22 protein-coding genes and 3 pseudogenes are annotated in these 23,634 nt (G+C 69.5%); 10 read left to right on the forward strand and 15 right to left on the reverse strand.

Going from position 1 to position 23,634, the window contains the following annotated elements; genetic code table 11:
* Positions 1–124 precede the first annotated feature (124 nt).
* Both BEK98_RS26085 and BEK98_RS26090 read right to left on the reverse strand, forming a co-directional pair.
* Positions 125–1,423 carry an MFS transporter gene (locus tag BEK98_RS26085; protein WP_094219092.1) on the reverse strand — a complete coding sequence of 433 codons (1,299 nt, stop codon included), beginning with the start codon at positions 1,421–1,423 and terminating at the stop codon, positions 125–127.
* A 119-nt stretch (positions 1,424–1,542) separates the two neighbouring features.
* Entirely contained in the window at positions 1,543–2,550 is a 1,008-nt protein-coding gene (locus BEK98_RS26090; protein ID WP_094219093.1) for a LacI family DNA-binding transcriptional regulator, read from the reverse strand.
* A 110-nt stretch (positions 2,551–2,660) separates the two neighbouring features.
* Between BEK98_RS26090 and BEK98_RS26095 the strand changes: the two genes are divergently transcribed.
* The 3 genes from BEK98_RS26095 (at position 2,661) to BEK98_RS26105 (ending at position 6,331) form a co-directional block, all read left to right on the forward strand.
* A complete protein-coding gene (locus tag BEK98_RS26095; protein WP_094219094.1) occupies positions 2,661–3,815 on the forward strand; it encodes a Gfo/Idh/MocA family protein in 1,155 nt (384 codons plus the stop codon).
* Positions 3,812–4,033, forward strand: a complete 222-nt coding sequence (locus BEK98_RS26100; RefSeq protein ID WP_244201978.1) for a hypothetical protein — start codon at positions 3,812–3,814, stop codon at positions 4,031–4,033. Before BEK98_RS26095 ends, BEK98_RS26100 begins: the two co-directional genes overlap by 4 nt.
* Before the next feature lie 105 nt (positions 4,034–4,138).
* A complete protein-coding gene (locus BEK98_RS26105) occupies positions 4,139–6,331 on the forward strand; it encodes an ATP-binding SpoIIE family protein phosphatase (RefSeq protein ID WP_094219095.1) in 2,193 nt (730 codons plus the stop codon).
* 136 nt (positions 6,332–6,467) lie between these two features.
* Here BEK98_RS26105 and BEK98_RS26110 read toward each other — a convergent pair.
* Positions 6,468–7,721, reverse strand: a pseudogene (locus tag BEK98_RS26110) (AMP-binding protein); the annotation flags it as partial.
* A pseudogene (locus BEK98_RS26115) lies at positions 7,721–8,539 on the reverse strand (enoyl-CoA hydratase/isomerase family protein). The pseudogenes BEK98_RS26110 and BEK98_RS26115, both read right to left, overlap by 1 nt.
* A 182-nt stretch (positions 8,540–8,721) precedes the next feature.
* Here BEK98_RS26115 and BEK98_RS26120 point away from each other — a divergent pair.
* Positions 8,722–9,333: a TetR/AcrR family transcriptional regulator gene (locus tag BEK98_RS26120; protein ID WP_244201979.1), complete on the forward strand. Its 612-nt coding sequence runs from the start codon at positions 8,722–8,724 to the stop codon at positions 9,331–9,333.
* Between the two features lie 44 nt (positions 9,334–9,377).
* Here BEK98_RS26120 and BEK98_RS26125 read toward each other — a convergent pair whose 3' ends face one another.
* Positions 9,378–10,373, reverse strand: a complete 996-nt coding sequence (locus BEK98_RS26125; RefSeq protein WP_094219096.1) for an alpha/beta fold hydrolase — start codon at positions 10,371–10,373, stop codon at positions 9,378–9,380.
* A gap of 225 nt (positions 10,374–10,598) precedes the next feature.
* On the opposite strand from BEK98_RS26125, the gene nthB reads away from it, so the two are divergent.
* The 3 genes from nthB to BEK98_RS26140 are packed head-to-tail and all read left to right on the forward strand — an operon-like array spanning position 10,599 to position 12,234.
* Positions 10,599–11,264: a nitrile hydratase subunit beta gene (gene nthB, locus BEK98_RS26130; RefSeq protein ID WP_094219097.1), complete on the forward strand. Its 666-nt coding sequence runs from the start codon at positions 10,599–10,601 to the stop codon at positions 11,262–11,264.
* Positions 11,261–11,860 (forward strand): nitrile hydratase subunit alpha, encoded by a 600-nt coding sequence (gene nthA, locus BEK98_RS26135; RefSeq protein WP_094219098.1) that lies wholly within the window; start codon positions 11,261–11,263, stop codon positions 11,858–11,860. The genes nthB and nthA overlap by 4 nt, the downstream gene beginning before the upstream one ends.
* Complete coding sequence (locus BEK98_RS26140; RefSeq protein ID WP_094219099.1) at positions 11,857–12,234, forward strand: nitrile hydratase accessory protein; 378 nt, start codon at positions 11,857–11,859, stop codon at positions 12,232–12,234. Before nthA ends, BEK98_RS26140 begins: the two co-directional genes overlap by 4 nt.
* Here BEK98_RS26140 and BEK98_RS26145 read toward each other — a convergent pair.
* The 3 genes from BEK98_RS26145 to BEK98_RS26155 all read right to left on the reverse strand — a co-directional run bounded on the left by BEK98_RS26145 (position 12,212) and on the right by BEK98_RS26155 (position 15,603).
* On the reverse strand, positions 12,212–13,276 hold the full coding sequence (locus BEK98_RS26145) for an MBL fold metallo-hydrolase (protein WP_094219100.1): 1,065 nt from the start codon (positions 13,274–13,276) through the stop codon (positions 12,212–12,214). The two genes, BEK98_RS26140 and BEK98_RS26145, sit on opposite strands and share 23 nt — an antisense overlap.
* 111 nt (positions 13,277–13,387) lie before the next feature.
* A complete protein-coding gene (locus tag BEK98_RS26150) occupies positions 13,388–13,918 on the reverse strand; it encodes a carbonic anhydrase (RefSeq protein ID WP_094219101.1) in 531 nt (176 codons plus the stop codon).
* 386 nt (positions 13,919–14,304) lie between these two features.
* Positions 14,305–15,603 carry a YhgE/Pip family protein gene (locus tag BEK98_RS26155; RefSeq protein ID WP_094219102.1) on the reverse strand — a complete coding sequence of 433 codons (1,299 nt, stop codon included), beginning with the start codon at positions 15,601–15,603 and terminating at the stop codon, positions 14,305–14,307.
* Positions 15,604–15,762: 159 nt separating this feature from the next.
* On the opposite strand from BEK98_RS26155, the gene BEK98_RS26160 reads away from it, so the two are divergent.
* Both BEK98_RS26160 and BEK98_RS26165 read left to right on the forward strand, forming a co-directional pair.
* On the forward strand, positions 15,763–16,128 hold the full coding sequence (locus BEK98_RS26160) for a response regulator (RefSeq protein WP_094219103.1): 366 nt from the start codon (positions 15,763–15,765) through the stop codon (positions 16,126–16,128).
* Entirely contained in the window at positions 16,092–16,388 is a 297-nt protein-coding gene (locus tag BEK98_RS26165; RefSeq protein WP_094219104.1) for a response regulator transcription factor, read from the forward strand. Before BEK98_RS26160 ends, BEK98_RS26165 begins: the two co-directional genes overlap by 37 nt.
* A gap of 46 nt (positions 16,389–16,434) precedes the next feature.
* On the opposite strand, the pseudogene BEK98_RS26170 reads toward BEK98_RS26165, so the two are convergent.
* From BEK98_RS26170 to BEK98_RS26195, 7 genes and pseudogenes are all read right to left on the reverse strand, one after another.
* A pseudogene (locus BEK98_RS26170) lies at positions 16,435–17,028 on the reverse strand (recombinase family protein); the annotation flags it as partial.
* Positions 17,029–17,075: 47 nt separating this feature from the next.
* Positions 17,076–17,210 carry a hypothetical protein gene (locus BEK98_RS50930; RefSeq protein ID WP_279635482.1) on the reverse strand — a complete coding sequence of 45 codons (135 nt, stop codon included), beginning with the start codon at positions 17,208–17,210 and terminating at the stop codon, positions 17,076–17,078.
* 488 nt (positions 17,211–17,698) lie between these two features.
* Positions 17,699–20,131, reverse strand: coding sequence for an aminopeptidase N (gene pepN, locus BEK98_RS26175; protein ID WP_094219153.1), 2,433 nt, complete (start codon positions 20,129–20,131; stop codon positions 17,699–17,701).
* Between the two features lie 101 nt (positions 20,132–20,232).
* The gene (locus tag BEK98_RS50155) at positions 20,233–20,403 is read right to left on the reverse strand and encodes a hypothetical protein (RefSeq protein ID WP_244201980.1); all 171 of its coding nucleotides are present in this window, start codon (positions 20,401–20,403) and stop codon (positions 20,233–20,235) included.
* Between the two features lie 188 nt (positions 20,404–20,591).
* Positions 20,592–21,257 (reverse strand): recombinase family protein, encoded by a 666-nt coding sequence (locus BEK98_RS26185; RefSeq protein WP_094219105.1) that lies wholly within the window; start codon positions 21,255–21,257, stop codon positions 20,592–20,594.
* A 348-nt stretch (positions 21,258–21,605) separates the two neighbouring features.
* On the reverse strand, positions 21,606–22,274 hold the full coding sequence (locus BEK98_RS26190; protein ID WP_094219106.1) for a DsbA family oxidoreductase: 669 nt from the start codon (positions 22,272–22,274) through the stop codon (positions 21,606–21,608).
* Between the two features lie 135 nt (positions 22,275–22,409).
* Positions 22,410–23,114: an SDR family NAD(P)-dependent oxidoreductase gene (locus BEK98_RS26195; protein WP_167444267.1), complete on the reverse strand. Its 705-nt coding sequence runs from the start codon at positions 23,112–23,114 to the stop codon at positions 22,410–22,412.
* A gap of 78 nt (positions 23,115–23,192) precedes the next feature.
* Here BEK98_RS26195 and BEK98_RS48635 point away from each other — a divergent pair, with 78 nt between their 5' ends.
* A complete protein-coding gene (locus BEK98_RS48635) occupies positions 23,193–23,624 on the forward strand; it encodes a winged helix-turn-helix transcriptional regulator (protein ID WP_143684160.1) in 432 nt (143 codons plus the stop codon).
* Positions 23,625–23,634 lie beyond the last annotated feature (10 nt).

Genomic DNA, 23,634 nt, shown 5'->3' on the forward strand with positions numbered 1-23,634 from the left:
CGGGCCCCGTACCGCGCGCTGCCCGACCTGCCCGGTCCCGCGTCCGACAGGGCGCCGGACCGGGCGGGTGGCTCCGGAGCCTGTGCCGTATGCGCAGGCCCCAGTGACGATCCCGCGCCCACCTTCAACCTGTTGCACCGGGGGCGGGTGCGGGTTGGGGAACGTCGCGCATGTGGCGGAGCGGGGAGAAGAACACGAACCAGCCGGCCGCCCAGGAACCGATGAACGCCAGCCAGAGTGCGGGCCGCACCCCGATCAGCGTGCCGAGCACCCCGCCGAGCACACCGCCGATCGGCAGCGTGCCCCACACGACCCAGCGCACGGCCGCGTTCATCCGGCCCATCAGCTCCGGCGGCGTCACCGACTGCCGGTAGCTGACCTGCGCGACGTTGTACACCAGCGCGGAGAAGCCCGTGACGGCCCAGCCGAGCGGGAACAGCAGCACCCCCCAGCCTCGCCAGGCAGCCGCCGCGATGACCTGCGGTGCGCTGAAGACCAGCATCGACACCCAGATGACCCGCGCCGAGCCGATCTTCTTGGCGAGCCGGCCGGCGAACACTCCCCCGGCGATCGCGCCGATGGCCGAGCCCGCCATGATCAGCCCGGTCAGCGCGGGGCGCACGTGCAGCACCCGGACGAGGAAGACCATCGCCAGCGCCGAAGTCATGCCGGAGAACAGGTTCGCGGTGCCCGCGCACGCCACGACCCTCCGCAGAATCCTGTGCCGGGCGACGAATCCCAGTCCCTCGGCGATCTGACTCCGCAACGTCTCGTCCGCTCGCCGCGGGGGCGGCGGCTCCTCGCGCTTCCTGATGCCGAACAGCGAGACGACCGAGACCGCGTAGGAGATCGCGTCGGCCGTCATCGCCCCCGCGGCGCCGAACGCCGCGACCAGTCCCCCGCCCAGGCCGGGCCCCCCGAGCTGCGCGAACGCCCCGGTGGCCCCGAGCTTGCCGTTGGCGTCCATCAGGTCCTCGGCGCGGACCAGCGACGGCACATAACTCTGGTACGAGACGTCGAAGAACACCGTGCACACGCCGGCGGCGACAGCGACGACGTAGAGCTGCGTCATCGTCAGGGTGCCGAGGGCGGCCGCCACCGGAATCGAGCCGATGATCACCAGGCGGAGAACGTCGCAGACGATCATGACGGAACGCTTGGGGCGACGGTCCACGAGCGCACCTGCGGGCAGCGCGATCACCGCGAACGCCGTTGTGGTGGCGGCGGTCAGCAGCCCGACCTGGAACGTGCTCGCCTTGAGCACGACGACCGCGAACAGCGGCAGTGCGATCTGGGTGACCGCCGAGCCCATCTCGCTGACCGTCTGGCCACTCCACAGCAGCAGGAAATCCCGCTGCCGCCAGAGGCTCGAACCGGCACGCTCCGGCTCGGCATCCGGTAAGTCCTTCGCTACTTCCGGCACAGCACCAACTCCGCTCCCAGATCCACGGCCCGGATCACGCCGCTGATCACCAACACGCCGACACGGTGTTCTTGGTTCTCCCTCACAGGAGTCGGACCGGTCCGTCCGCGGGAGGAAGCTCAGGCAATGGCCAGCGGCGGCGCCGTCGTGCCCCTCACTTCCAGCGAAGGAGTCGCCAGGTCGACCGTGGCGGGCCGGGCCGGGTCCGCGATGCGGTCGAGGAGGTGCTGGGCGGCGCGGCGGCCCACGTCACGGCTGGCGTTGTCCACGGTGGTGAGCCACAGGTGCCGAAGCTGGGAGAGGTACGTGTTGTCGTACCCGACCAGGGACAGGTCCCGGGGTACGACCAGACCGGACGCCTCGGCGGCCGACATGGCGCCGACGCACGTCATGTCGTTGACCGCGAAGACGGCGGTCGGACGCTCCCGGCGGTTCAGGAGCCGGACAGCGGCCCGGTAACCGCCTTCCTCGGTGAGGTCGCCCTGTTCCACCACGGCCGTGTCGGCCAGGCCGTGCTCGCGCATGGTGGCTTCGAAACTGCCGCGGCGCAGGTCACCCACGGCGCCCTGGCCGGCGATGTGGGCGATGTGCCGATGCCCCAGGGCGATGAGGTGCTCGGTGGCCAGACGGGCACCGTGTTCGTCGTCGTTGGCGACGATGTCCACGGCGGGCAGGATGGGCTCCCGGGTGCCGGCCACGACGGTGGGCACACGATCGGCCGCGGTGCGCAGCACCCCGGGGTCCTGCAGGGTGCCGACGGCGATCAGACCGTCCACGCGCAGCTCGGTGAACGTGCGGGTGAGGTCCTCCCCGAGGCGCCGGTTGAGGTGGCCGTCGGCCAGCAGCATGCGCAGACCGCTGTCGTACAACCGCGAGTTCAGCCCGTCGAGCAGCTCCACGAACCAGGGGTTGCGCATGTCGTTCAGCAGCACCCCCACCGTGCGGGTACGGCGCTCGCTGAGGCTGCGGGCGGCGGCGTTGGGCCGGTAGCCGAGTTCCTCGACCGCGGCGAGCACTGCCTGCCGCTTGTCCGGGCGGACGCCTTCCGCGCCGCGCAGCACCAGGGAGACCAGCGACTTCGACACGCCGGCCCGCGCGGCGACGTCGCGGATGGTCGGAGTCCTCATGACGTGGACCGTTCCATAGGGCGGACTCCTTTGTAAAGGTCTTGACACGTGCGGAGATGCCCTCCACTGTGTGGCCGAAGGTTTGTGGACCGGTCCAAAAAGGGGCAGTCATGGTGAGTACGCTCGGCGTCGCCGTCGTGGGGTTCGGCTGGATGGGACGGGTGCACACCCAGGCGTACAGCCGGATCCGGCACCACTATCCGCAGTCGGCCCGTCTGCCCGAGCTGGTGACGGTGGCCGAGGAGGTGCCGGGCCGGGCCGAGGAAGCGGCCGCGCAGTTCGGGTTCGTGTCGACGACCCGGGACTGGCGGGAGGTCGCCGCCGACCCCCGCGTGCAGGCGGTCAGCATCACCGCACCGAACTTCCTGCACCGGGAGATCGGTGTGGCGATGGCCCGGGCCGGCAAGCACATCTGGATCGAGAAGCCGGTCGGTCTGACAGCGGAAGACGCCGGCGCGGTCGCCGACGCGGTCGCCAAGGCCGGTGTCCAGGGCACGGTCGGCTTCAACTACCGCAACGCGCCGGCCGTGTCGTACGCCCGTGAGCTGATCGCCTCCGGTGAGATCGGCACGGTCACGCACGTCCGCATCCGTCTCTTCAGCGACTACGCCGCCCACCCGGAAGGCGCCCTGACCTGGCGCTACGAGCGAGGGCGCGGCGGCAGCGGCGTACTCGGCGACCTGGCCTCGCACGGGGTCGACCTGGCCCGTTTCCTGCTCGGCGACATCGCGTCGCTCGCCGCCGACACCGCCGTCTTCATCCCCGAGCGGGCCCGCCCCACCGGCGCGACCGCGGGCCACACCCGTGCCACGGGCGGCGAGTTGGGCCCGGTCGAGAACGAGGACTACGTCAACTGCCTGCTCCGCTTCGCCTCCGGCGCCCGGGGTGTCCTGGAGGCCTGCCGGGTCTCGGTCGGCGAGCAGAACAACTACGGCTTCGAGGTGCACGGCACCAAGGGCGCGGTCTTCTGGGACTTCCGGCGCATGGGCGAACTGGGCGTGAGCCGCGGCACGGCCTACCAGGATCAGCCCGTCAGCACGGTGTACGTGGGCCCCGGCCACGGCGAGTACGGCGCGTTCCAGCCCGGCTCGGCCACCAGCATGGGCTACGACGACCTGAAGGTCATCGAGGCCCACCACTTCCTCCGCTCCATCGCCGACGGCACCGCACACGGGCCGACGCTGGAGGACGCGGTGCGCAGCGCCGCCGCCCTGGACGCCATGAGCCGGTCGGCCGAGCAGGGATGCTGGGTGAGCCTGGCATGAGGACGGTACGGATCGGAGTCGTCGGCGCCGGCACGCCACTGACGTACCTCGAACCCCGCAGCGCCCACGACGCCCTGCACTTCGAGGCCGCCGACGTGGCTCGCTGCGTCGCCGCGGGCCGCCTCCAGTCCGCGCACCGGCCGCTGGACGACTCGGTCACCACGCTCCGGGCCATGGACGGCATCCGCGGACTCTGCGGCATCTCCTTCCCCTCGTAGGGGCAGGGACGGCGCAAGGGCAGGGGTGGCGCCAGAGCAAGGGTGACGCCCGGGCAGAGGTGGCACCCATCAGGACAAAATCCTCCAATGTAATAAATTCGTGCCATGGGGATCGACGTCGACACCTTCCTGACCGAGATCGCGCTCCGGCTCCGGCGGCGCTCGGATGAGCTGGCCACCCGCATGCTCGCGCGTACGCGCGAGGAGATCCCCACCGTGTGGGCCCATGAAGACCTCGCGAACCTGGCCACGCAGGCGTTCCAGCAGCACGTCGACACCGTGCTGTCCTTCATCGAACACAGGCTCGACACCTCGGGCGTCCAGGCTCCGCCCGCCGCGGTCGGCTTCGCCACCCGTCTTGCCGAGCACGGCGTACAGATCAGCGAGCTGCTGCGCACCTACCGGCTCGGCCACGCCACCGTGCTCGACCTGCTGCGGGAGGAGACGAGCCACCTCACCACCGACCCGAAGGTGCGCGACGCGCTGACCGAAATCCTGATCGCAGGCACGTTCGACTATGTCGACCGCACCTCGGAACAGGCGGTCACGGCGTACCAGCGCGCGCGTGACAGCCGGCTGCAGCGGCGGCTCATCGTGGTCAACGAGGCGAGCCGACGGATCGGCACCAGCCTGGACATCGCCCGCACCGCTCAGGAGCTGGCCGAACTGGGAACCGACCATCTGGCCGACTTCGTCACCGTCGATCTCCTCGACGCCGTACTCCGCGAAGAGGGCCCGGTTCCGGCGCAGGACGTCATGGTGCTGCGCCGCATCGCCCAGCACTCGGTCCTGGCGGGCTGCCCGGAGTCGGTGGTGCCGACCGGCCACACGCACAGCTTCCCGCGGGGATCGGGCCCCGATCGCGCCCTGGCCACCGGGCATCCACTGCGCTACCGCATCACGTCCACCGACCTCCCGGCTTGGCTCGCGGGCTCCGAAGCCCGCAGGCGCGCCGTCAGTGTCTTCGGCATGCGTGCGATGCTGCTGATCCCGCTCTGGGCCCGGGGCAGCCCCCTGGGCGTCGCCCAGTTCTTCCGGCACCGTGACGCGACGCCGTTCGACGACGACGATCTGCTCCTGGCCCAGGAGATCACCTCCAGGGCGGCCGTCTACATCGACAACGCCCGCCGGTACACCCACGAACGCGCCACCGCCCTGGCCCTCCAGCGGAGTCTGCTCCCGAACCGCGTGCCCCGGCACGGCGCCGTCGAGACGGCCTCCCGCTATCTGCCCTCCGGCGCCCGGGCCGGTGTGGGAGGCGACTGGTACGACGTGATCCCGCTCTCCGGGGCCCGGGTCGCCCTCGTCATCGGTGACGTGGTCGGCCGTGGTCTGTACGCCTCGGCCACGATGGGGCGGCTGCGCACGGCCGTGCGGACGCTCGCCGACATCGACCTGATGCCGGACGAACTCCTCACCCATCTCGACGACGTGGTCATCCGGATGCAGCACGAGGAGAGCCAGGACTGCGACGAGATCAGCGCCACCTGCCTCTACGCGGTCTACGATCCCGTCTCGCGGATCTGCTCCCTGGCCAGCGCCGGACACGTGTTGCCCGCTGTGGCGCTGCCGGCGGCCGACGGCGATCCCGCGGGCCGGCCGCGGGTGCACTTCGCGGACGCGCCGATCGGCCCGCCCCTGGGTCTGGGCGGGCTGCCCTTCGAGACCGCCCAGGTCGAGCTGCCGGAAGGCAGCCTCCTCGCCCTCTTCACGGACGGGCTCGTCGCGGGCCCCGGCCCCGGCCGGGACCCGGGCGGCGGACTGGCCAGGCTCTGTGACGTCCTGGCCCGGTCCGGTGCCTCGTTGGAGGACACCTGCGACCGGCTTCTGGAGAACCTGCTCCCCTCCCGGCCGACGGATGACGTCGCCCTCCTCCTGACCCGCACACACACGCTGGACGCCGACCACGTCAGCACCCTGGAGCTGCCCTCGGATCCGACGATGGTCTCCCGGGCGCGCGCCCACGCGATGGGCCGACTGGCCGCCTGGAACCTGGACGAACTGGCCTTCAGCACGGAACTCATGGTCAGCGAACTCGTCACGAACGCGATCCGCTACGGACGAGAGCCCATCAGCCTGCGCATGATCCTCCAGTCCACGCTGACCTGCGAGGTCGCGGACGCCGCCAGCACGGCTCCCCATCTGCGCCGGGCCAGGACCTTCGACGAGGGCGGCCGCGGCCTGTTCCTCGTCGCCCAGCTCGCCGAGAACTGGGGCACCCGGTACACCCGCGAAGGGAAGGTGATCTGGGCGGAACAGCCCCTGCCCGGCTCTTCTTTTTCTTCCCCGCGGCGTTGACGATGATCTCCTTCTTCCGGTCGGTGATGTGCAGCCGTCCGGCGTCGTCGAGGTGCCCGATGTCCCCGGTGCGCAGCCAGCCGTCGGCGGTGTACAGCTCGGCGGTGGCGTCCGGCAGGTTGCGGTAGCCGGGTGTGTTGCCGGGGCTCTTCAGCTCGATCTCGCCGTCCTCGGCGATACGGACCTGCGCCCCGTGCAGGGGCAGACCCACGCTGCCCCGGCTCTGGCCGCCGAGCCGGTCGCCCACGGACACACCGGCGGTCTCGGTGAGCCCGTATCCGTTGTGGATGTAGATGCCGAGCGAGGCGAAGAACGCGGCGACGTCCTCGCGCAGGACGCCCTCGCGGGCCAGTTCGGCGGCGGTGCGGAGTCGCGCCGGGACGGGGGCGTCGTCCACTCTCAGGCCCCACTCCTGCGCCAGGGTCGCCCGGTCGGCTTCGAGAGCCTGCCGGTGGGCGTCCATGAGCGACGAGTCCAGGAACGCCTTGGCGCCCTGGGCGAGTTTCTCCCAGACGCGGGGCACCGCCATGAAGGTGCTCGGCCGGTGCCGGGTGAGGGCGTCGAGCAGGTCCTTGGTGTCGGGCAGGCAGTGGATGTGGCCGCCCAGTTCGAGGGAGACGTAGATGCTCCAGAGCCGCTCGGCCACATGGGCGAGGGGCAGTGAGGAGATGGCCCGGTAGTCCCGGTCGAAGGCGCCGGTGCGCACCATGGCCTGCGCGTCCCACAGCAGGTTGTGGTGGGTGAGGGTGACCCCTTTGGACAGGCCGATGGTGCCTGACGTGTAGATGTAGGTGAGGGGGTCGTCGGGCTTCAGGGCGCCGACGCGGCGTTCGATCTCCTGGGCGAGGGCGGCTCGATGCTCGGCGCCGGAGGCGAGCAGGTCCGCCCAGGGTGTCGCCGCCGGATCCGGCGAGGCCGTCCCGAATCCGCCGGTCCGCTCGGGCAGGACGATCAGGTGCGGGGTGTGCTCCCTGACCCAGGGCACCTTCTCGATCCGCTCCCTGGCGCCCTCCTCCACGACGATCAGCTGCGGTTCCGCGTCGCCCACCACATGGTCCAACTGCTCGGTGGAGAGCGTCTGGTAGAGGCTGACGAAGGGCGCGCCGCAGTGGGAGGCGGCCAGGTCGGCCGCGAGGTGTTCGACGCGGTTTCCCGCGAGGATCGCGACCGTCCGGCCCGGTTCGAGTCCGAGTCGCAGATACCCGGAGGCCACGTCGAGCACGAGTGCGCGGTACTGCTGCCAGGTCAGGACGGTCGTGCCGCCGTCGGCCGCGCGCCACGACACGGCGGGGTACGTCGCCCGGTCCGCCGCGCGGGCGGCGAGGAGTGCGGGAAGGGTGCCCGGTGTGCCCCAGCCCTCCGGGGGCTCCTTCGGGGCCGCGGCGCCCATCACTTGCCTTCGAAGACGACGTCGGCGTGGTTCTCCAGGAACTCCCGCGAGCCCTGACGGAGCAGCAGGCCCACGCCGTGCTGCATGTCGCGGGTCTCGAACAGCGGGATGGCGGCGTCCAGGAGGTAGCGGTCGGTCGCGCGCGGGCCGTGCGCGAGGGAGTGGTGCACCAGGGCCTTGCTGACGGCGTGCGCCCGGGTCGGTCCCTTGGCCAGGCGCTGGGCCCAGGCCAGGGCGTCCTCCCGCAGCCGGTCGGCGGGTACGACACGGTTGATGATGTTCCACCGCTCGAACGCCTCGGCCGGGTACTGGTCACCGGAGAAGACGATCTCCAGGGCACGGGCCGAGCCGCAGCGTTCGGCGAGGCGGTAGACGCCGCCGAGGAAGGTCGCGGCACCGATCAGGGCCTCGACCTACGCGAACCGGGTGCCCTCGGCGGCGATCACCAGGTCGGCCGCGAGGGCGATCTCCAGTCCGGCGGCCAGGCACAGCCCGTGCACCGCCGCGATCACCGGGAACGGTGCGTCCTCGATCGCTCCGATCAGCGGCAGGACCTCCTCGAACATCTCCCGGGCCTCGACGGCGGTGCGTTCCGCGAAGAGGTTCACATCGGCGCCGCCGGAGAAGATCGGGCCGTCGGCCTGGATCACCATGGCCCGCTTGCCCTCGGTGCGTGCGCGGCGCAGGCCTTCCGCCAGGCCGTCGGTGATGCCGGCGTCGAAGAGGTTGGCCGGTGGATTGGCCAGGGTCACGACGGCGACGTCACCGATCGCCTCGTACTTGGTGTGGCTCATGCGTGTCTCCCTACTGGTCGTCATCGACTCATGGGGTTTCGACAGAGCGGGGCGGCTCCCCACGGCGGCTGAACTAAATCGGCTGAGCTAAATCGTCTAGACTGAACCGTCAAGTAACAAAGAAGCCCGAGGTCCGCACAGGGGCGCGACTATGCTTGAGCCTTCGAAATAGGGTGTGCAGCACCCCGAAGCCATCAGGAGTGTCGGTGAGCCCGCAGCAGCGGACAGAGATGTCCCACAAGGAGCGCCTGCTCAGGCAGGGGATGAAGCACTTCTACGCGTACGGCTACCACGGCACGACCGTGGACTCCGTCCTGGCGGCATCCGGCGTCCCGAAGGGCTCCTTCTACCACCACTTCGGCTCCAAAGAGGCGTTCGGCAAGGCCGTGCTCAAGCTCTACATGCAGTACCAGCTGAACCTGCTGCACAAGTGGATCGAGCAGTCCGACCTGCCCACACCGGAGAAACTGACCGGCTACTTCGACGAGATGGTCGACGAGTTCATCAGGTCCGGCTACCAGCGCGCCTGCCTGGCCGGCAAGTTCTCCACCGAGGTGTCCGCCACCTCCGAGACCTTCCGTGCCCAACTCGACAGCGACCTGCGCGACTGGCGCACCTTCCTCGTCACCGCGCTCGCCCGCGGCCAGGAGCAGGGCGACGTCCGCAAGGACCGGTCGGCGGAGGAACTCGCGGACGCGCTGCTGGCGTTGATGCAGGGAGCCTTCGTCATCGCGCTCTCCTCGCGCAACGAGGAGTCGCTGCGGGCCGTGAGCACCACGATCCCGCTGCTCGTCGGTACGTCTCCTGCCGCCATGTGAGGCGCCGGCCTCCGGCCGGCACCGATCCCGCACGACAGGCGAGGTCAGCGAGTGGCGCCGCTGTCGAGGTGAGCGAAGAAGTCGAGCAGCGCCGCGTTCACCTCGGCAGGGCGTTCCTGCTGGGTCCAGTGCCCGCACCCGGGCAGCGTCAGCTGGGCGTGCAGACGGGGCGCCACCTTGCCCACGTCGGCGCGGACGCCTCCGGGGCCGCGCAGCGCTGTGACCATGTCGCGGTCGCCCACCACATACAGGGCGGGAACGTCGATCCCGCGCCCCTGGAACGCGGCCAGCAGCTCGTGATTACGCTCGATGTTCCGGTACCAGTTGAAGGCGCCGGTGAAGGCATCCGCGCCGTGCAGGGCGAAGTCCTCCGCGTAGGCGCGGATGTCGTCCTCCGTCAGCCATGCGGGCAGTGCGGGCGGTTCGGGCATGGTGTCCAGGGGGGTCATGCCCTCGGGGATGACCCACGGCCGGGGCTGCTGTGCGCGCGGGTTGTCGCCGGAGGCGCCGTACAGGACCCGGCGGAAGGAAGAGGCGATGTCCTTGGCGAACTCGGCATCGACCACGCCGGGCTGCTGGAAGTAGATCTGGTAGAACCGCTCGCCGTACAGGGTGCGGGTGATCGACGGGGGTACGAGTCCCGTGGGAAGCACCGGCGGGACGCTCAGCCCGGCCACACCGCTGACGACGTCCGGGCGCAGCATCGCGGTGACCCAGGCGACGGGTGCCCCCATGTCGTGGCCCACGAGGATCGCCCGCTCCTCGCCCAGTTCCCGGATCAGGGCGACCACATCGCCGACCAGATGGAGCATGGTGTAGGCGGTGACGTCCGCCGGCTGCTCGCTGCGGGCGTAGCCCCGCTGGTCGGGGGCGACCACCCGATAGCCCGCGGCGGCGAGCGGCTCGAACTGGTGCCGCCAGGAGTACCAGCTTTCGGGCCAGCCGTGCAGAAGCAGCACGAGCGGGCCTTCCCCCTGCTCCGCGATGTGCAGTCGAACGCCATTGACGTCGATGTGGCGGTGGATGAGCTTCCCGCTCATGGGGGACCTCCTGCCTAGCGCCCAGCATGGGAAACCGAACGGTTTCTCGCTACGGTAAACCGATCGGTTCCGAGGCTCAAGTCGAGAAACCCGAAAGGGCTTGCGCCGCGACAGGCGCCGCAAGCAGCGGCTTGGAGCGCAGCTCGCACCGTGACGCCGGAGATATCACCCAAATACAATTCATATAACTATGCCCGATATTGTCGGCAAAAGAGAGGTGCGGCCATGGATGGTATTGCCGACATGGGAGGAGCCCCGGGCTGGGGCTCCATGCATCCGCCGAGACGGGATGAACCTGTTTTCGCAGAGCCCTGGGAGAGCCGGGCATTCGCGCTCGCGATCCTCTCGAACCGGGTGTCCGGGGGAAACCTGGACTCCTTCCGGCACGCACTGGAGCGCCTGGACCGAGCGCACTACATCGACGACGGCTACTACGGGCGCTGGCTCAACGCCGGAGAGCTGAGACTCCTCGACAGCGCCGTCTTGGCACCTGGCGCGGTCGACGCCCGCGCCCGCAACCTCCGCGGCGAGCACGTGGAGGAGCCCCCGATCCCGGAGCCGGCCAAGCCCGACTACGCGCCGACCGCCGAGGGCACGCTGCGCTCCCTCGACACCGCGCCCGCCTTCGCCGTCGGCGAGCGCGTGCGCGCCAAGGACATGTCGCCTTCCGGACACACCAGACTCCCGCGCTACGTACGAGGGCATGTCGGCGTTGTCGACATCATCCAGCCCGCCGGCGTGCTGCCGGACACCAACGCGCACTTCCAGGGCGAGAACCCGCAGTACGTCTACTCGGTGCGCTTCGACTCACATGACTTGTGGGGCACCGACGCCGAGCCGTTCGAGCTCACCGTAGAACTGTTCGAGAGCTACCTGGAGACCACCTCATGACCACCACCGCTGGATCGACCGAGCACCTTCCCCCGGCCCTGCGCACCGAGGCGCTCGAGCAGTTGCTCACCGAGCGGGGCCTGATCGACCCGAAGGCCATGAACGGGCTCATCACCACCTATGAGACCAACATCGGACCGCTCAACGGCGCGAAGGTCGTCGCCAGGGCCTGGACGGACCCCGAGTACCGTCGCCGACTGCTCGAGGACGGCACGGCCGCCATCAAGGAACTGGGCTTCGGAGGGTTCCAGGGCGAGCACATCGTCGTGGTGGAGAACACCGCGACCACGCACAACGTGGTGGTCTGCACGCTGTGCTCGTGCTACCCCTGGCCGGTGCTCGGCCTGCCGCCGAGCTGGTACAAGGATCCCGCTTACCGCGCCCGGATGGTGAAGGAACCGCGCGCGGTACTGTCCGAGATGGGACTCGAGTTGGCCGACGACGTACGGATCACCGTCCGCGACTCCACCAGCGAGGTGCGCTGGCTGGTGCTGCCCGAGCGGCCGTCCGGCACGGAGCATCTGACCGAGGAAGAACTCGTGCCTCTGGTGACGAGGGACGCAATGGTCGGCGTGGCCAAGGTGGCGGCACCATGAGCGCGCCTCTGGACATCGAGGGCCCCGCCGCACCGCCCCGCTCCAACGGCGAACTGGTGTTCGCCGAGCCGTGGGAGAGTCGCGCCTTCGGGATGGCCGTCACCCTGTACGACGCGGGAGCGTTCACCTGGCCGGAATTCCAGGCCGCACTGATCGCCCGGATCGCCGCCTGGGAAGCCTCGGCGGAGCGGGGCGAACCGTACAACTACTACAGGCTGTGGCTGGCCGCCCTGGAGGATGTGCTCACGGGCTTGTGCGCCGTGTCCACGGACGAGGTCACCGCGCGCGCCCAATCCCTGGCCCAACGCACCCCCGGCCACGACCACCGTGACCACTCCGACCACCCAGGCATCACCCCCCCTGTGCGGCGCTGAGTGTGTAGGTGGTTCCGACGCTGGTCTGCACCCATGCGTCCGGGAGGGCTGCGGCGAGGGTGTGCTGGGCGCGCCAGCCGGTGCAGTGACCGGGGACGATCAGTTCGGGTGCGAGTTCGGTGAGCGCGGCCACCGTCGGGCCGATGACCGGCTCGAAGGCGGGGCCGCTCAGGTGGAAGCCGCCGATGAGGGCCAGCAGTTCGCCGACGCCGGTCAGCCTCATGGCGTGCCGGATGATGTTGACCACTCCGGCGTGGCCGCACCCGGTGATGATGACAAGCCCCCGGCCGCGCACGTTGATGACGAGTGCCTGGTCGTCGATGACGGCGGGGTCGTGCCGCCAGCCGTTCCCGTCCCAGGCTTGGTGTGCCTGCGGCATGCCGTGCTCGAACTCGGTGACGCGGTCCACCTCGCCGGTGATCAGGATGCCGCCGGCCAGCAGCGACGGGTGCCGCCGCTCGATCACCTCGAACCCTTCGCGTTCCAGGGCACCCCGTGACAGCGTGGGCATCTCCAGACCCTGTCCGGCGGGTAGTACCAGGCGACGGCGGGTCCAGACCGCGGGGTGGACGGTCAGCGGCAGGCCCGAGCGCCCGCGCAGCCGGGCCAGGCCGTCGAAGCCGCCCGCGTGGTCGAAGTGTCCGTGGCTGAGCACGACGCCCTGCAGGCCGCCGACATCGATGCCAAGACGCTCGGCGTTCACCGCCAGCCCGTCCGGCGACGCGCCGGTATCGAACAGCAGCGTGCTGCTCGCGTTCCCGCTTCGGACGGTGACCAGGGCGGAGAAGCCGTGCTCGGCACGCAGCCCCGCGAGGGCCTCGCCGTCGGCGAACTGCCGCGCGGCGGTGCGCCCGGCACCCATCGACGCCCGCGTGACGCCTTCGGCAGAGACCAGCAGGGCGTCGAAGGTGTTGTCGACCATCGTCGTGATCCTGACCTCGTCGACCTCGGGCAGCGCCACCGGGTCGACAGCCGGTCCCTCCGCGACCCGAGGCGCTGACCACGCCGCCTCGGCCGCCGAGCGCCCGTGATCGTCGCACATGCTAGAAAGCGCCTCCCCGCCGATACGACCGGCCAGGGAAGCGGATCCTGGCGCAAGCCGCAGGCCCACGGCGGTCACGCCGGCCGGAACGGCCGCAGGCGCGGTGCGGTGTCATGCTTCCACTCGCGCGGGCGGTACGACGACGTCGATGAGCCCGGTGGCCACGTCGTACACGAGCCCTGAGACGAAGACTCCGGCCGGAAGCTTCCGCTTGAGGGTTTCGACGTCGACGCGGACGGCGGCGACCGGGTCGGTGACCGCCTTGGCGTCCAGGTCTCCGGCCGGAACTTCGAAGTAATCGGCCAGCAGCTCGGGGAACGCGGCCAGGTCCGTGATCCCGCAGTCGGTGTGGTGCAGGACCGCATAGTGGATGTCGCCCGGGCGAGGGCCGCCCGCGCGGGCCTGGACGACCTTCGAGAGCATCTCCAGCGTCCGGAGTGTCGCGGGCGTGACCCGCCCTCCGACGTTGCGCATCACCGCTGCCTCGCCGAGCTTGAGCCCGAGCACGTCGGACGGGTCGACACGAGGGTCGACACATCCGATGACCGTCAGACTGCCACTGGGCATGAGCCTGAGGTCGGCGAATGATCCGCGTTCGGCGAACCCGGCGTTCCGCTTGGCCAGCTCGTCCGTGTCGATCACTGTGACGGTAACCCCTTCTTGCTCTGGGCCTGGAGTCCCGGTGACGCCGACGGCGACTTCCCAGTGCCGCCCATCGTGGCCCGCCGCTGCCTCCCTTGCCACTCGGCTTTGCGGCAAATCGTGATCATGCAGGTCAACGCGTTGCGTGATCCGACACGGCGAGTGGGCGCCAAGGTGCGATGCGTACCTGAGGGCCGTCACCTCTCCGGGCACCAACCGCCGCAAGATCAGGAAGTGGCTGGACACTCTCGCCCTCGGTGGCGAACGCCCACGGCGCCGCACCGCCACCCTCGAAGCGGCCTGAGGCGTCCTCCTGAGCGCGGATCGCCACACACACAGGGGCCGCAACCGCTTCAGCGGCTGCGGCCCCTGCCTGTCCGCTCCGGCTACGCCGGAACCGCGGTCTTCGTCTGCTCCGCGGCTTCACTCGGGATGCGGTGCAGCCCCTTGCGGTCGTAGAGGCGGGTCGCGCCGAAGCCGAAGAGCAGGGCGAGGGCCAGGCCGACGGCCATCATGATCCAGCCGCGGGTCAGACCCGCGTCGCCCTGGGCGTCGTAGTACAGGATCGAGCGGACACCACCGGTGATCTGCCGCAGCGGCTCGAACTCCGACAGCCAGCGGTAGAAGTCCGGCAGCGCGTACAGGGGCGTGGTCGCGCCGGCCGTCGGCACCGCCATGGCGATGTAGATCAGCGTGACGAACAGCATGCCGGGCGTGCCGAAGACGGCCAGGAGGGTGAGCGCGCCGATACCGCACACCGCGATGGCGGTCACCGAGTACAGCCACAGCAACGGCAGGTGCGAGGCGTCCATGCCCATGATGCCGACGGCTCCCGCCAGCACCAGGCTGCCCATCACCAGGGACAGTCCGAGCATGATCGTGCTGCTGATGGCCAGCGTCTGCACGCGGGTGGCCCGCAGCAGTGGACGGTGGATGCGCAGCGGACCCATGTCGTTGTGGGTGTAGCCCAGGGCGTGGTCGACCTGGCCGCTGATCACGTTGGCCGCGAGCATGCCGCAGACGACCAGGACGAGCGAGTAGTAGAACGCCGTCAGGCCCATACCGCTGTGCGCGTCGAGCGGATGCCCGTCCTTCACCGTCACCGCCGCCGGGTCCGCCAGCAGGACGCGTGCGGCCGCGGGGAGCTTGCCCTTGTGCACCTCGGCCTGCGCCGTCAGCTGCTTGCCGATCTGCAGGGAGGACGACTCGGCGGCCTGTGTCGTCGCGGCCCGGGCCAGACTCGACCCCAGGCTGCCCGCGGACTGGTTCGTCAGCACCGTCAGTGTCGGCCGCTCGGTCGCGGCACTTTTGGGACTGGTCAGGCCGGCCACGGAGGCACTGAAGTCGGCGGGGACGACCAACGCGCCGAACAGCTTCCCCTGCCCCAGCTCCTCCTCGGCCTTCTTCTGGCTCATCACCTTCCAGTCGATCTTGTCACCACCCGCGGTGGACTTCTCGACCGACCGGGTGATCTGCGCCCCCAGGTTCAGCTTCTTGCCGCCCGCCGCCGCCCCCTTGTCGGCGTTGACCAGGCCTACAGGCAGTTTGTGCAGGTGACCGGCGGGATCGATGTTGGCACCGACGTAGAACACGGTGAACAACACCGCCAGCACACCGACGATCACGCCGTTCGCGATCCACAGACGCGGTACGCGCAGAACGCGGAAGGGATTGAGGCCGTTCAAGAGTCACTCCGATGAGTTCGGCGGGGCGGCAGCACGCACGGACCGGACTTGGAAACCGATCGGTTTCGCCCTACCGTAAACCGAACGGTTTCCCAGTTCAAATCGAAGGCGGCCGGATCGCACGCCCCCCGGCTGCACGTTGACGGAAGAACCACCCGCATGCCCCGCTTGCTGATCGTCGACGATCACGCCCTCAGTAGCCGAGCCCTCAGCATGGCCATGGCCGGCCTTCCGGGCCTCCAGGTCGTCGGCGAGGCCACCCGCCACGACGCCGTCCACCGAAGCGCGCGGCTCGGCCCGGACATCGTCGTCTGGCACACGGAAGACCTCGACCGCGAAAGCCTCGGCATCATCCGCGGCATCAGCGCCCGCCCGGCCTCCGGCCGCGTGCTGGTGCTGTGCGGGGCCGACCTCGCGCCGCTGGCGCGCCAGGCACTTCATGCGGGTGCCAGCGGCTTCCTGCCCGACAACTCACGGCGATCCGTGCCGTGTCCGTCGGCGGTGCCGCGATCTCCCCGCGCCTGACCCGCGACCTGATCGAGTTCTTCAGAGGTGGGCCCCTCGACGCGTTGCGTGAACGGCATCGACTCGACACCCTCACCTCGCGTGAACACGAGGTTCTCGCCGCCATGGCACGCGGATGGACCAACACGGAGATCGCCCGGCACATGCGCCTGGCTCCGACGACGGTCAAGACCCACGTCAGCAGAATCCTGACCAAGACAGGCGCACGCGACCGCCTGCAGGCCGTCGTCCTCGCCCTCAACGCGCCCGGGTGTGAGTAGTTGAGGTGCAGGAAATCCCGGTGAGATTGATCTTGTTCGGGTTCGCCTAATTCGCGGGCGCTTCGAGCTGGTGGGGGAGGGCGCCCGCGCGCAGCTCTCGAAGGTCGGGGATGTGGTTGTAGAGGGTGCCCGGGGAGACGCCCAGGAGCTTGGCGATCGAGGTGATCGAGCGGCCAGGGTCGGGCAGGAGGTCGCGGGCGGCACGGATGACTTCGTCGGTGGCGACGCTGGGGCGTCCGCCGACGCGGCCGCGGGCGCGGGCGGCAGCCAGGCCCTCGTTGGTGCCGATGACGATGAGTTCGCGGATGAACTCCGCGAGGGCGGCGAAGACGTGGAAGACGAGACGGCCGCCGGGCGTCGTGGTGTCGAGGTTCTCGTGTAGTGAGGTGAAGCCGATCCCACGCTTCCGCAGGTCGGCCACCATGTTGATGAGGTCCTGGAGGCTGCGGCCGTAGCGGTCGAGTGAGGGGACCACAAGGGTGTCGCCGGAATCGAGGAAGGCGTGGCACGCCTTCAGCTCGGGGCGGAGCGCGTTCTTGCCGGACTTCTTGTCCGCGAAGATCTTCCGGCACCCGGCGGCGGTGAGCGCGTCGAGCTGCCGTTCGAGCTTCTGCCCGCCAGTGGAGACCCGGGCGTATCCGGCCCCGGTCTCCTATCCCTGACCCACGGTGCAAAGTAGCGGGACGCTCATGCGCTGGTCTGCCTGTGCCGCCGCTCCTCGCAGTCGTCCCAGGCGATCTCGTTCTTGATGGCGTGGTTGGCGCTGGCGCCGGAGCACGCGGAGCAGAGGACCAGCACGGTGACGTGGGAGCAGTAGGTCACGTCGGGCAGGTCGCTTCCGTCTAGCGCTTCGTACTGCTCGCAGGCCCGGTCGAGGCAGTCCCACGGGCCGACGGGCAGTCTTCGAACGCCATCTGGCGGCCCACGTGCATCGTCCTCGTGGCCACGGAGGACGAGGCCCGGAAGATCGCTAGCCGTGAATGGGTGGGGATGGGGCTGTGACCCCGGCGGGCCCGACCCGGTGATGAACTCACCTGGGTCGGGCGCGCGCTTGCTCAATCCGCCCGTCGTCCGACGTGCCGCGCGAGAGCCGGATCGTCCCGTCATCTCGTGGCTCGAAAGCGATGTCGAGCACGGCCCCCACGGCCTCACGCGTCGAAGCGTCAGCAGGTGCTCCTGAGTGAAGACGACCTCGCCTCTCAGTATCAGGAACATATACCTACAGAGCGTCACGAATCACCGATTGTGACATGGCTTCTCACCAGCATCGAGGAATTGCAGATCGAGCTGTGTGCCGGGCTGGAAAGACTTCAGCTGCGGGAGCGCAGTATGCGGCGCATCCTGTCGGCCTGGTCCAGGAGGTTCGTGCGGACGACCGGGACAGCCTCTGCCGCCAGGTCTTCCGCTCGTCCCACGAAGGTCAGGTCGATACCGAACAGCGGGAAGAGCCATTTGGTGTAGGTCCTCGCCGGCACGGTTCCGCTGTGGTGGATGGTTGGCACGAGATCGAGGTAGGCCTCCGCGTGGGGCCTCAGCAAGTCGTCCTGGCCGGCGCTCCAGAACAGTGCCGCAACTGAGTGGACCGAAGCGATAGGCACCGCGCGGTCCGTCACCAGCCTCTGCCACACCGCTTTCTTCTCGGCCGCGTCCGGGGTCGCAGCGCTGACCTGGAGCCTGCTGACCCACGCATCGGGATCCGGGTCGCGGTCGAGCAGGGCCTGAGCCTCGGCTGCGGTCGGGCTTCCGAGCTGAGCCTTGCGCACCAGAGCTCGCCACTGGAGATCGATGTCCTCCCCGGCCTCGGTCTGGAGCCAAGCCACCTCCTCCACCTCGGCCGCAGTGCGAGCGAAGCCGCGCAACGCCGCTTTGCGGTAGGCGCCGACGCCGGAGAGGCTGCGGCACGCCGCAGCCACTGCTCGCAGCAACTCGTCCCGATCCGACTCCGGGCTCCACAGATCCGCGGCCTCGACAGCCAGGTTGAGATACGGCTCGATCACCGACGCGGACGTCTCGACAGCCAGCACTCCAATCAGGCACTGCACAGCTTCGGCGGCTGTCGCCTCGCCGTTGATCAGCATGTCCCAGGCCGTGGTGACGGCGACACCTCGCGCGGTCGCGGTGGGCAGGCGGGCGGCGTTGCGGAAGAACGCGTCTCTGGTCGTGGCGTCAGGTCTCGTCGAGGCGAAGGTCAGGTCTTCATCGTTGACCAGATACAGGTCGGCTCCTGCTGGCAGGTCGAGCCGGGTCCGTTCGCCCGCTACCTCGACTGCGACGAGTGCCATCCGCTCAAGATGATCCCCGGAACCCTCGTAGGCGCCGACGGCAAGCACATGCGGGCGCGGCCGGCCCCCCGGACCCTGGGCGACCAGGGTGAACCCGTCTGTGTCGCGGTCGAGAGTCAGCCGGTCGGTGCCCGCTGTTTCCAGCCATCCCGCACGCCACTGGTCCAGGTCACGTCCGCTGGCATCGGCGACCGCATCGATCAGGTCCTCCAGCGTGGTGTTGCCCCAGGCATGCGTGGCGAAGTAGCTGGTCAGACCCGCCGAGAAGTTTGCCTCGCCGACATATGTCATCAGCTGGTGCAGCACGGACGCGCCCTTGGGGTAGGTGATGGCGTCGAAAGTCGCTGCGGCCTCGGAGACGTCGCGGACCTGCTGGCGGATCGGGTGCGTCGTCGGTCCCTGGTCCATGAAATACGCTTTGAGTTTCTCGCCGGCCAGATGTGCCGTCCAGGCATCGGTGTACGACGTCACGCTCACCGCGGCCCAATTACTCGCGAACTCCGCGAACGCCTCGTTCAGCCACAGGTCGTCCCACCAGCGCATCGTGACGATGTTGCCGAACCACATATGCGCGAGCTCGTGCAACAGGTACCGCGAGAAGATGTCCCACTCCGCCCTGGTCGGCGTGCTCCTGCGCAGGAACCAGTCCATCCAGGTGACGCAGCCGAAGTTCTCCAGCGCGCCAGGGAACTCGGGCGTGAAGACCTGGTCGTACTTGTGCTGCGGAAACGGCATGCCGAACTTGCCGGCGAAGAACTCGAGCCCCTGGGTGGTCAGGGTGAACAGCTCGTCGGCGTCCCGGTCCAGGATCGAAGCTAGCGACTGCCGGCAGAAGAGCCCGAGATCATGACCAGCTCCGCGACGCCGCAACTCGTAGTACGGGCCCGCATTGATCACAGTGTTGTACGCCGCCAGCGGCGGCGTCGGCGGGAAGGTCCAGCGTCGCACCGAGCCGAGGTCTTCGACCTGCGGGTCACCGCTGTTGCTCAACACCCGCCAGCCGACAGGAGCGGTCACGGTGAACGCCCACGGCGCCTTGAGATCCGGCTGATCGAAGCAGGCCAACACGTACCGGGCGTAGTCGGGACTGAAGTCGGTGAAGAAGTACGCCTCGCCGTCGGCGGGATCGACCGCCTTGTGCACGCCCCGGCCATCGGCCGAGCACTCCGTCACCGAAACCACCGTGAGGACGTTGCTCTCGGCAAGATCGGTCAGCGCGATCCGGCCCTCAACAGCCGACCGCAACACGACCCCGTTGAGCGTGGCGCTCTCAACCATCGCCGCACAATCGACAAAGGTCTCGGCCCCGGGCCGGTGACACGTAAAGGTGATCGTCGACGCGCACCGGACCCGCGAGCCGGTCAGCAGATCCGAAAGGTCCACGGCAACGTCATACCGCTCGACCGTCAGCAGGCTCGCCCGCCCCTCGGCCTCAATTTGGGTCAGACTCCTGTCGCTCATCACCATCCCTCTCGAAGATTCGTTCATTCGCGGCGAACCACTGGCCTTGGGGACCAACAGAACAGCCAGTAACGCTAAGCAGTTGATCTTGCTGCGTTCGCCTACAGCTCGAACGCCGGCTGCCCGGAGGCTTCGAGCGCGGTACGACGGGCTTCGGCCCGGGTGCGGGCGTGGTGGTCCTGGTCGTAGTGCAGGTGGCATCCCTGGCACATGGCCTTGAGGTTGGTCGGGTCGCAGTTCTCCGGCGCGTGGTCGAGGTGCGCGGTGGTCATGATGACGCGCGAGCCGGTGCCGTACGCGGGCTGTCCGTGCCGGTTGGGGCACCGGCCGGGGTGGGTGCCGCGTCCGCACTCGCCCTCACATTCGCACCGCCAACCGGCGTTCCTTGATGCTCTTGGAGATCTCCGGCCAGTTGTCGGGGTAGCGGTCGCGGTTCTCGGGTCGGATCGGCACGCGAGGGTCACCGCTCCGTGGCGTCGAGCTGGCGTGGCACGGCGCGCAGTTCGCGCAGGTCGGGGATGTGGTTGTAGAGGGTGCCCGCGGAGACGCCGAGGAGTTTGGCGATCGAGGTGATCGAGCGGCCGGGGTTGGGCAGGAGGTCGCGGGCGGCCTTGATGACTTCCTCGGTGGCGACGGTGGGGCGTCCGCCGACCCGGCCGCGGGCGCGGGCGGCGGCCAGGCCCTCGCGGGTGCCCTGGACGATGAGTTCGCGGATGAACTCGGCGAGGGCAGCGAAGACGTGGAAGACGAGCCGGCCGCCGGGGGTGGTGGTGTCCAGGTTCTCGTGCAGCGAGGTGAACCCGATACCACGGTCACGCAGGGCGGCGACCATGTTGATGAGGTCCTGGAGGCTGCGGCCGTAGCGGTCGAGCGAGGGAACCACGAGGGTGTCGCCTGCGTCGAGGAAGGCGTGGCACGCCTTGAGCTCCGGGCGCAGGTCGGTCTTGCCGGACTTCTTGTCGGAGAAGATCTTGCGGCACCCGGCGGCGGTGAGGGCGTCGATCTGCCGTTCGAGTTTCTGCCCGCCGGTCGACACCCGCGCGTACCCGATCTTGATCTCGGTGCGCACCAGCGGCTCGGCGACGAGGAGTTCGGGGTGGCCGGACGGCTCCGGGAGGTCACTCATGACCCCGGATCATGTCAGAAAACGGTGGTCCGAGGTTCTTGAATGACCCAGGTTTTTGAAGGGTTTTTTGAAGGCCCCTGAGGGGGTTGCGGGCCCCGCCCGGTGATCTTCAGAAAACGTTGGTTTTCTGAAGATCCCTCCCGGCTGAGGACCTGTGATGACGGCGTGGATCGCGCCGTTGATCAGTGCTTCGGCGGCGCGACCGGCTCGTCAGCGCGTCCACCGAGGTTGGGCGGGCTGGGCGTCGCCGCGCCCGGCAGAACGCAGACTCCCGTGCCTGGATCGCAATAGCCATCCGCTGCTCCGTCCATGATCACGAGTGGGGCGGTGGTCTGCGGGGCCGTGTCGTCAGTCATTGATCTGCTCCCATGCCTGGTTGATCGCGTTCGTGTACTGCTCCACGCTCACCGCGCCGGGAATGCCCAGGCGGCCGCCGAGCACCGTGAAGGGCACTCCGCGCGCCCCCAGGCGCACGGCCTGGTCCTGGTCGGCGCGCACGCGGTCGGCATACCGGTCACCGGCCAGCACCTCACGGATCTGCTCTCCGGGGATGCCCAGCCGCTCCCCGAGCCGGACCAGGGTGGTGTGCTCGAAAGCGTCGGCGTTACCGCCGAACACCTCGGCCTGCATGGCTTGCAGGTACTTCCAGGCGACCTCGTGCTCCGCGCCCAGATGCACCAGTCGCAGCAGGTCAAGGGTGTTGCCGGCAGGCCGGTCCACCACGTAGGGCAGGCCCTCGGCCGCAGCCTGCCGCGCCATGTTCTCCTCCATGGTCCGCGCCTGCTCCTGGCTCGCCCCGTACTTCCCCGCCAGGTACTCCAGGGTCGGGACGGTCGTGGTCGGAGCATCCGGATCGAGCTGGAAGGAGTGCACCCGCAGGTCGATGTTCGCCGCGTGCGGCGAGGACGCGATGGCCGTGTCCAGCCGCTGCTCGCCCAGGTAGCACCACGGGCACAGCATGTCCGCCCAGACGTCGACGGTCAGCCGGGTGATGGCGGGGACTCCTGTGGATTGCATGGTGACTGGCCTCCAGTCGGTTGAGTGGGCCCTCAAGACGGGCCTCGGTGCGCCGGGCCTGACGGCCCGGCGCACCGAAGACGTCGTTTGCTTGGTTCGGCAGGCACTGTGCTCGGCGGGCCCGCCCGTGGCGGGTCAGATGCCGACGGTGGTCTCGAAGGTGTCGCGTGCCTGAGCCAGCTGGTACCAGCGCTCGGCGAGGGCGTCCGGGTCGCCGTCGCCCGAGCCGGGGACGATCGGGACGCCGATGGACAGGTGGCCGACCCAGACGCCTTCCCCGGCGAGGTCCTCGTGCAGGCCGCGGGCCCAGGAGCGCAGTCCGGCCAGGGCGATGCCGGAGTTGCTCATGCCGGGAATGGGGGCGAGGGCGGTCGTGCCGGTGGTGAACAGCAGGGCGCCGTCGCCAGCCTCGCGCATCGCCGGCAGGACCGCGGCGGCAGCGGTGAGGGCACCGCCGACGAGCATGTCGATCATGGGCTGCACGGATTCGGGGGTGGTCTCCGCGGCGGGGGTGAATCCCAGCGCCTTCAGGTCGGGCACCTGGCCGGCTTCACTGGGGAAGGTGGGGGCCGGGCTGTAGGAGAGCACGCCGATCCGCCCGAGCTCGGCGGCGGCCGCCTCCAGCGCGCCGGACAGCCCCTTCGCGTCGGTGACATCGGCCGGGTAGGCGCGGGCGGTGACGCCCTCGGCGGCCAGAGCGTCGGCGAGGCCCGCCAGCTTGTCGGCGTTGCGCGAGATCAGGGCCACGGGGTGCCCGGCGGCGCCGAAACGGCGGGCGATGGCGCGACCCAGGCCCGGACCGACCCCGACGACAGCGACTGCGGGAAGGGTGGAAGACATGCTGCTACCTCGCTTGGTTACGATTAGTACGTAGCCCCACCATAGGGATGCAGCGAGGACCCCACAAAAGGCACATTGATGTACGCAAAGCACACCACTGACCCTGACCGTGCCGCCCCGCACCCGTGCGAGGCCTGGCCTGCCGATGCCCCTCATCCCTGCGAAAGCTGGCCGGATAACGGCCGGGGATTCCGCGAGACCCTCGACCGGATCGGCGACAAGTGGTCGGTTCTGGTCATCGGCATCCTCAGCCGCGGACCCCTGCGGTTCGGCGCCCTGCACCAGCGGGTTCCGGGCGTCTCCCAGCGCATGCTCACCCTTACCCTGCGCCACCTGGAACGCGACGGAGTCGTCTCCCGCACCGTCTACGCCGAGGTACCCCCACGCGTCGAGTACCAGCTCACCCCCCTCGGCGAGAGCCTGCGCACCATCGTCCACGCGCTCGCCCAGTGGGTCACGGACCACCATGACGAGATCGAGAACGCACGCCACCGCTACGACACCGCGTGAAGACCCTGCC

Origin of the sequence: Streptomyces diastatochromogenes, assembly GCF_002242805.1 — a bacterium.
Taxonomy (GTDB): Bacteria; Actinomycetota; Actinomycetes; order Streptomycetales; family Streptomycetaceae; genus Streptomyces; species Streptomyces diastatochromogenes.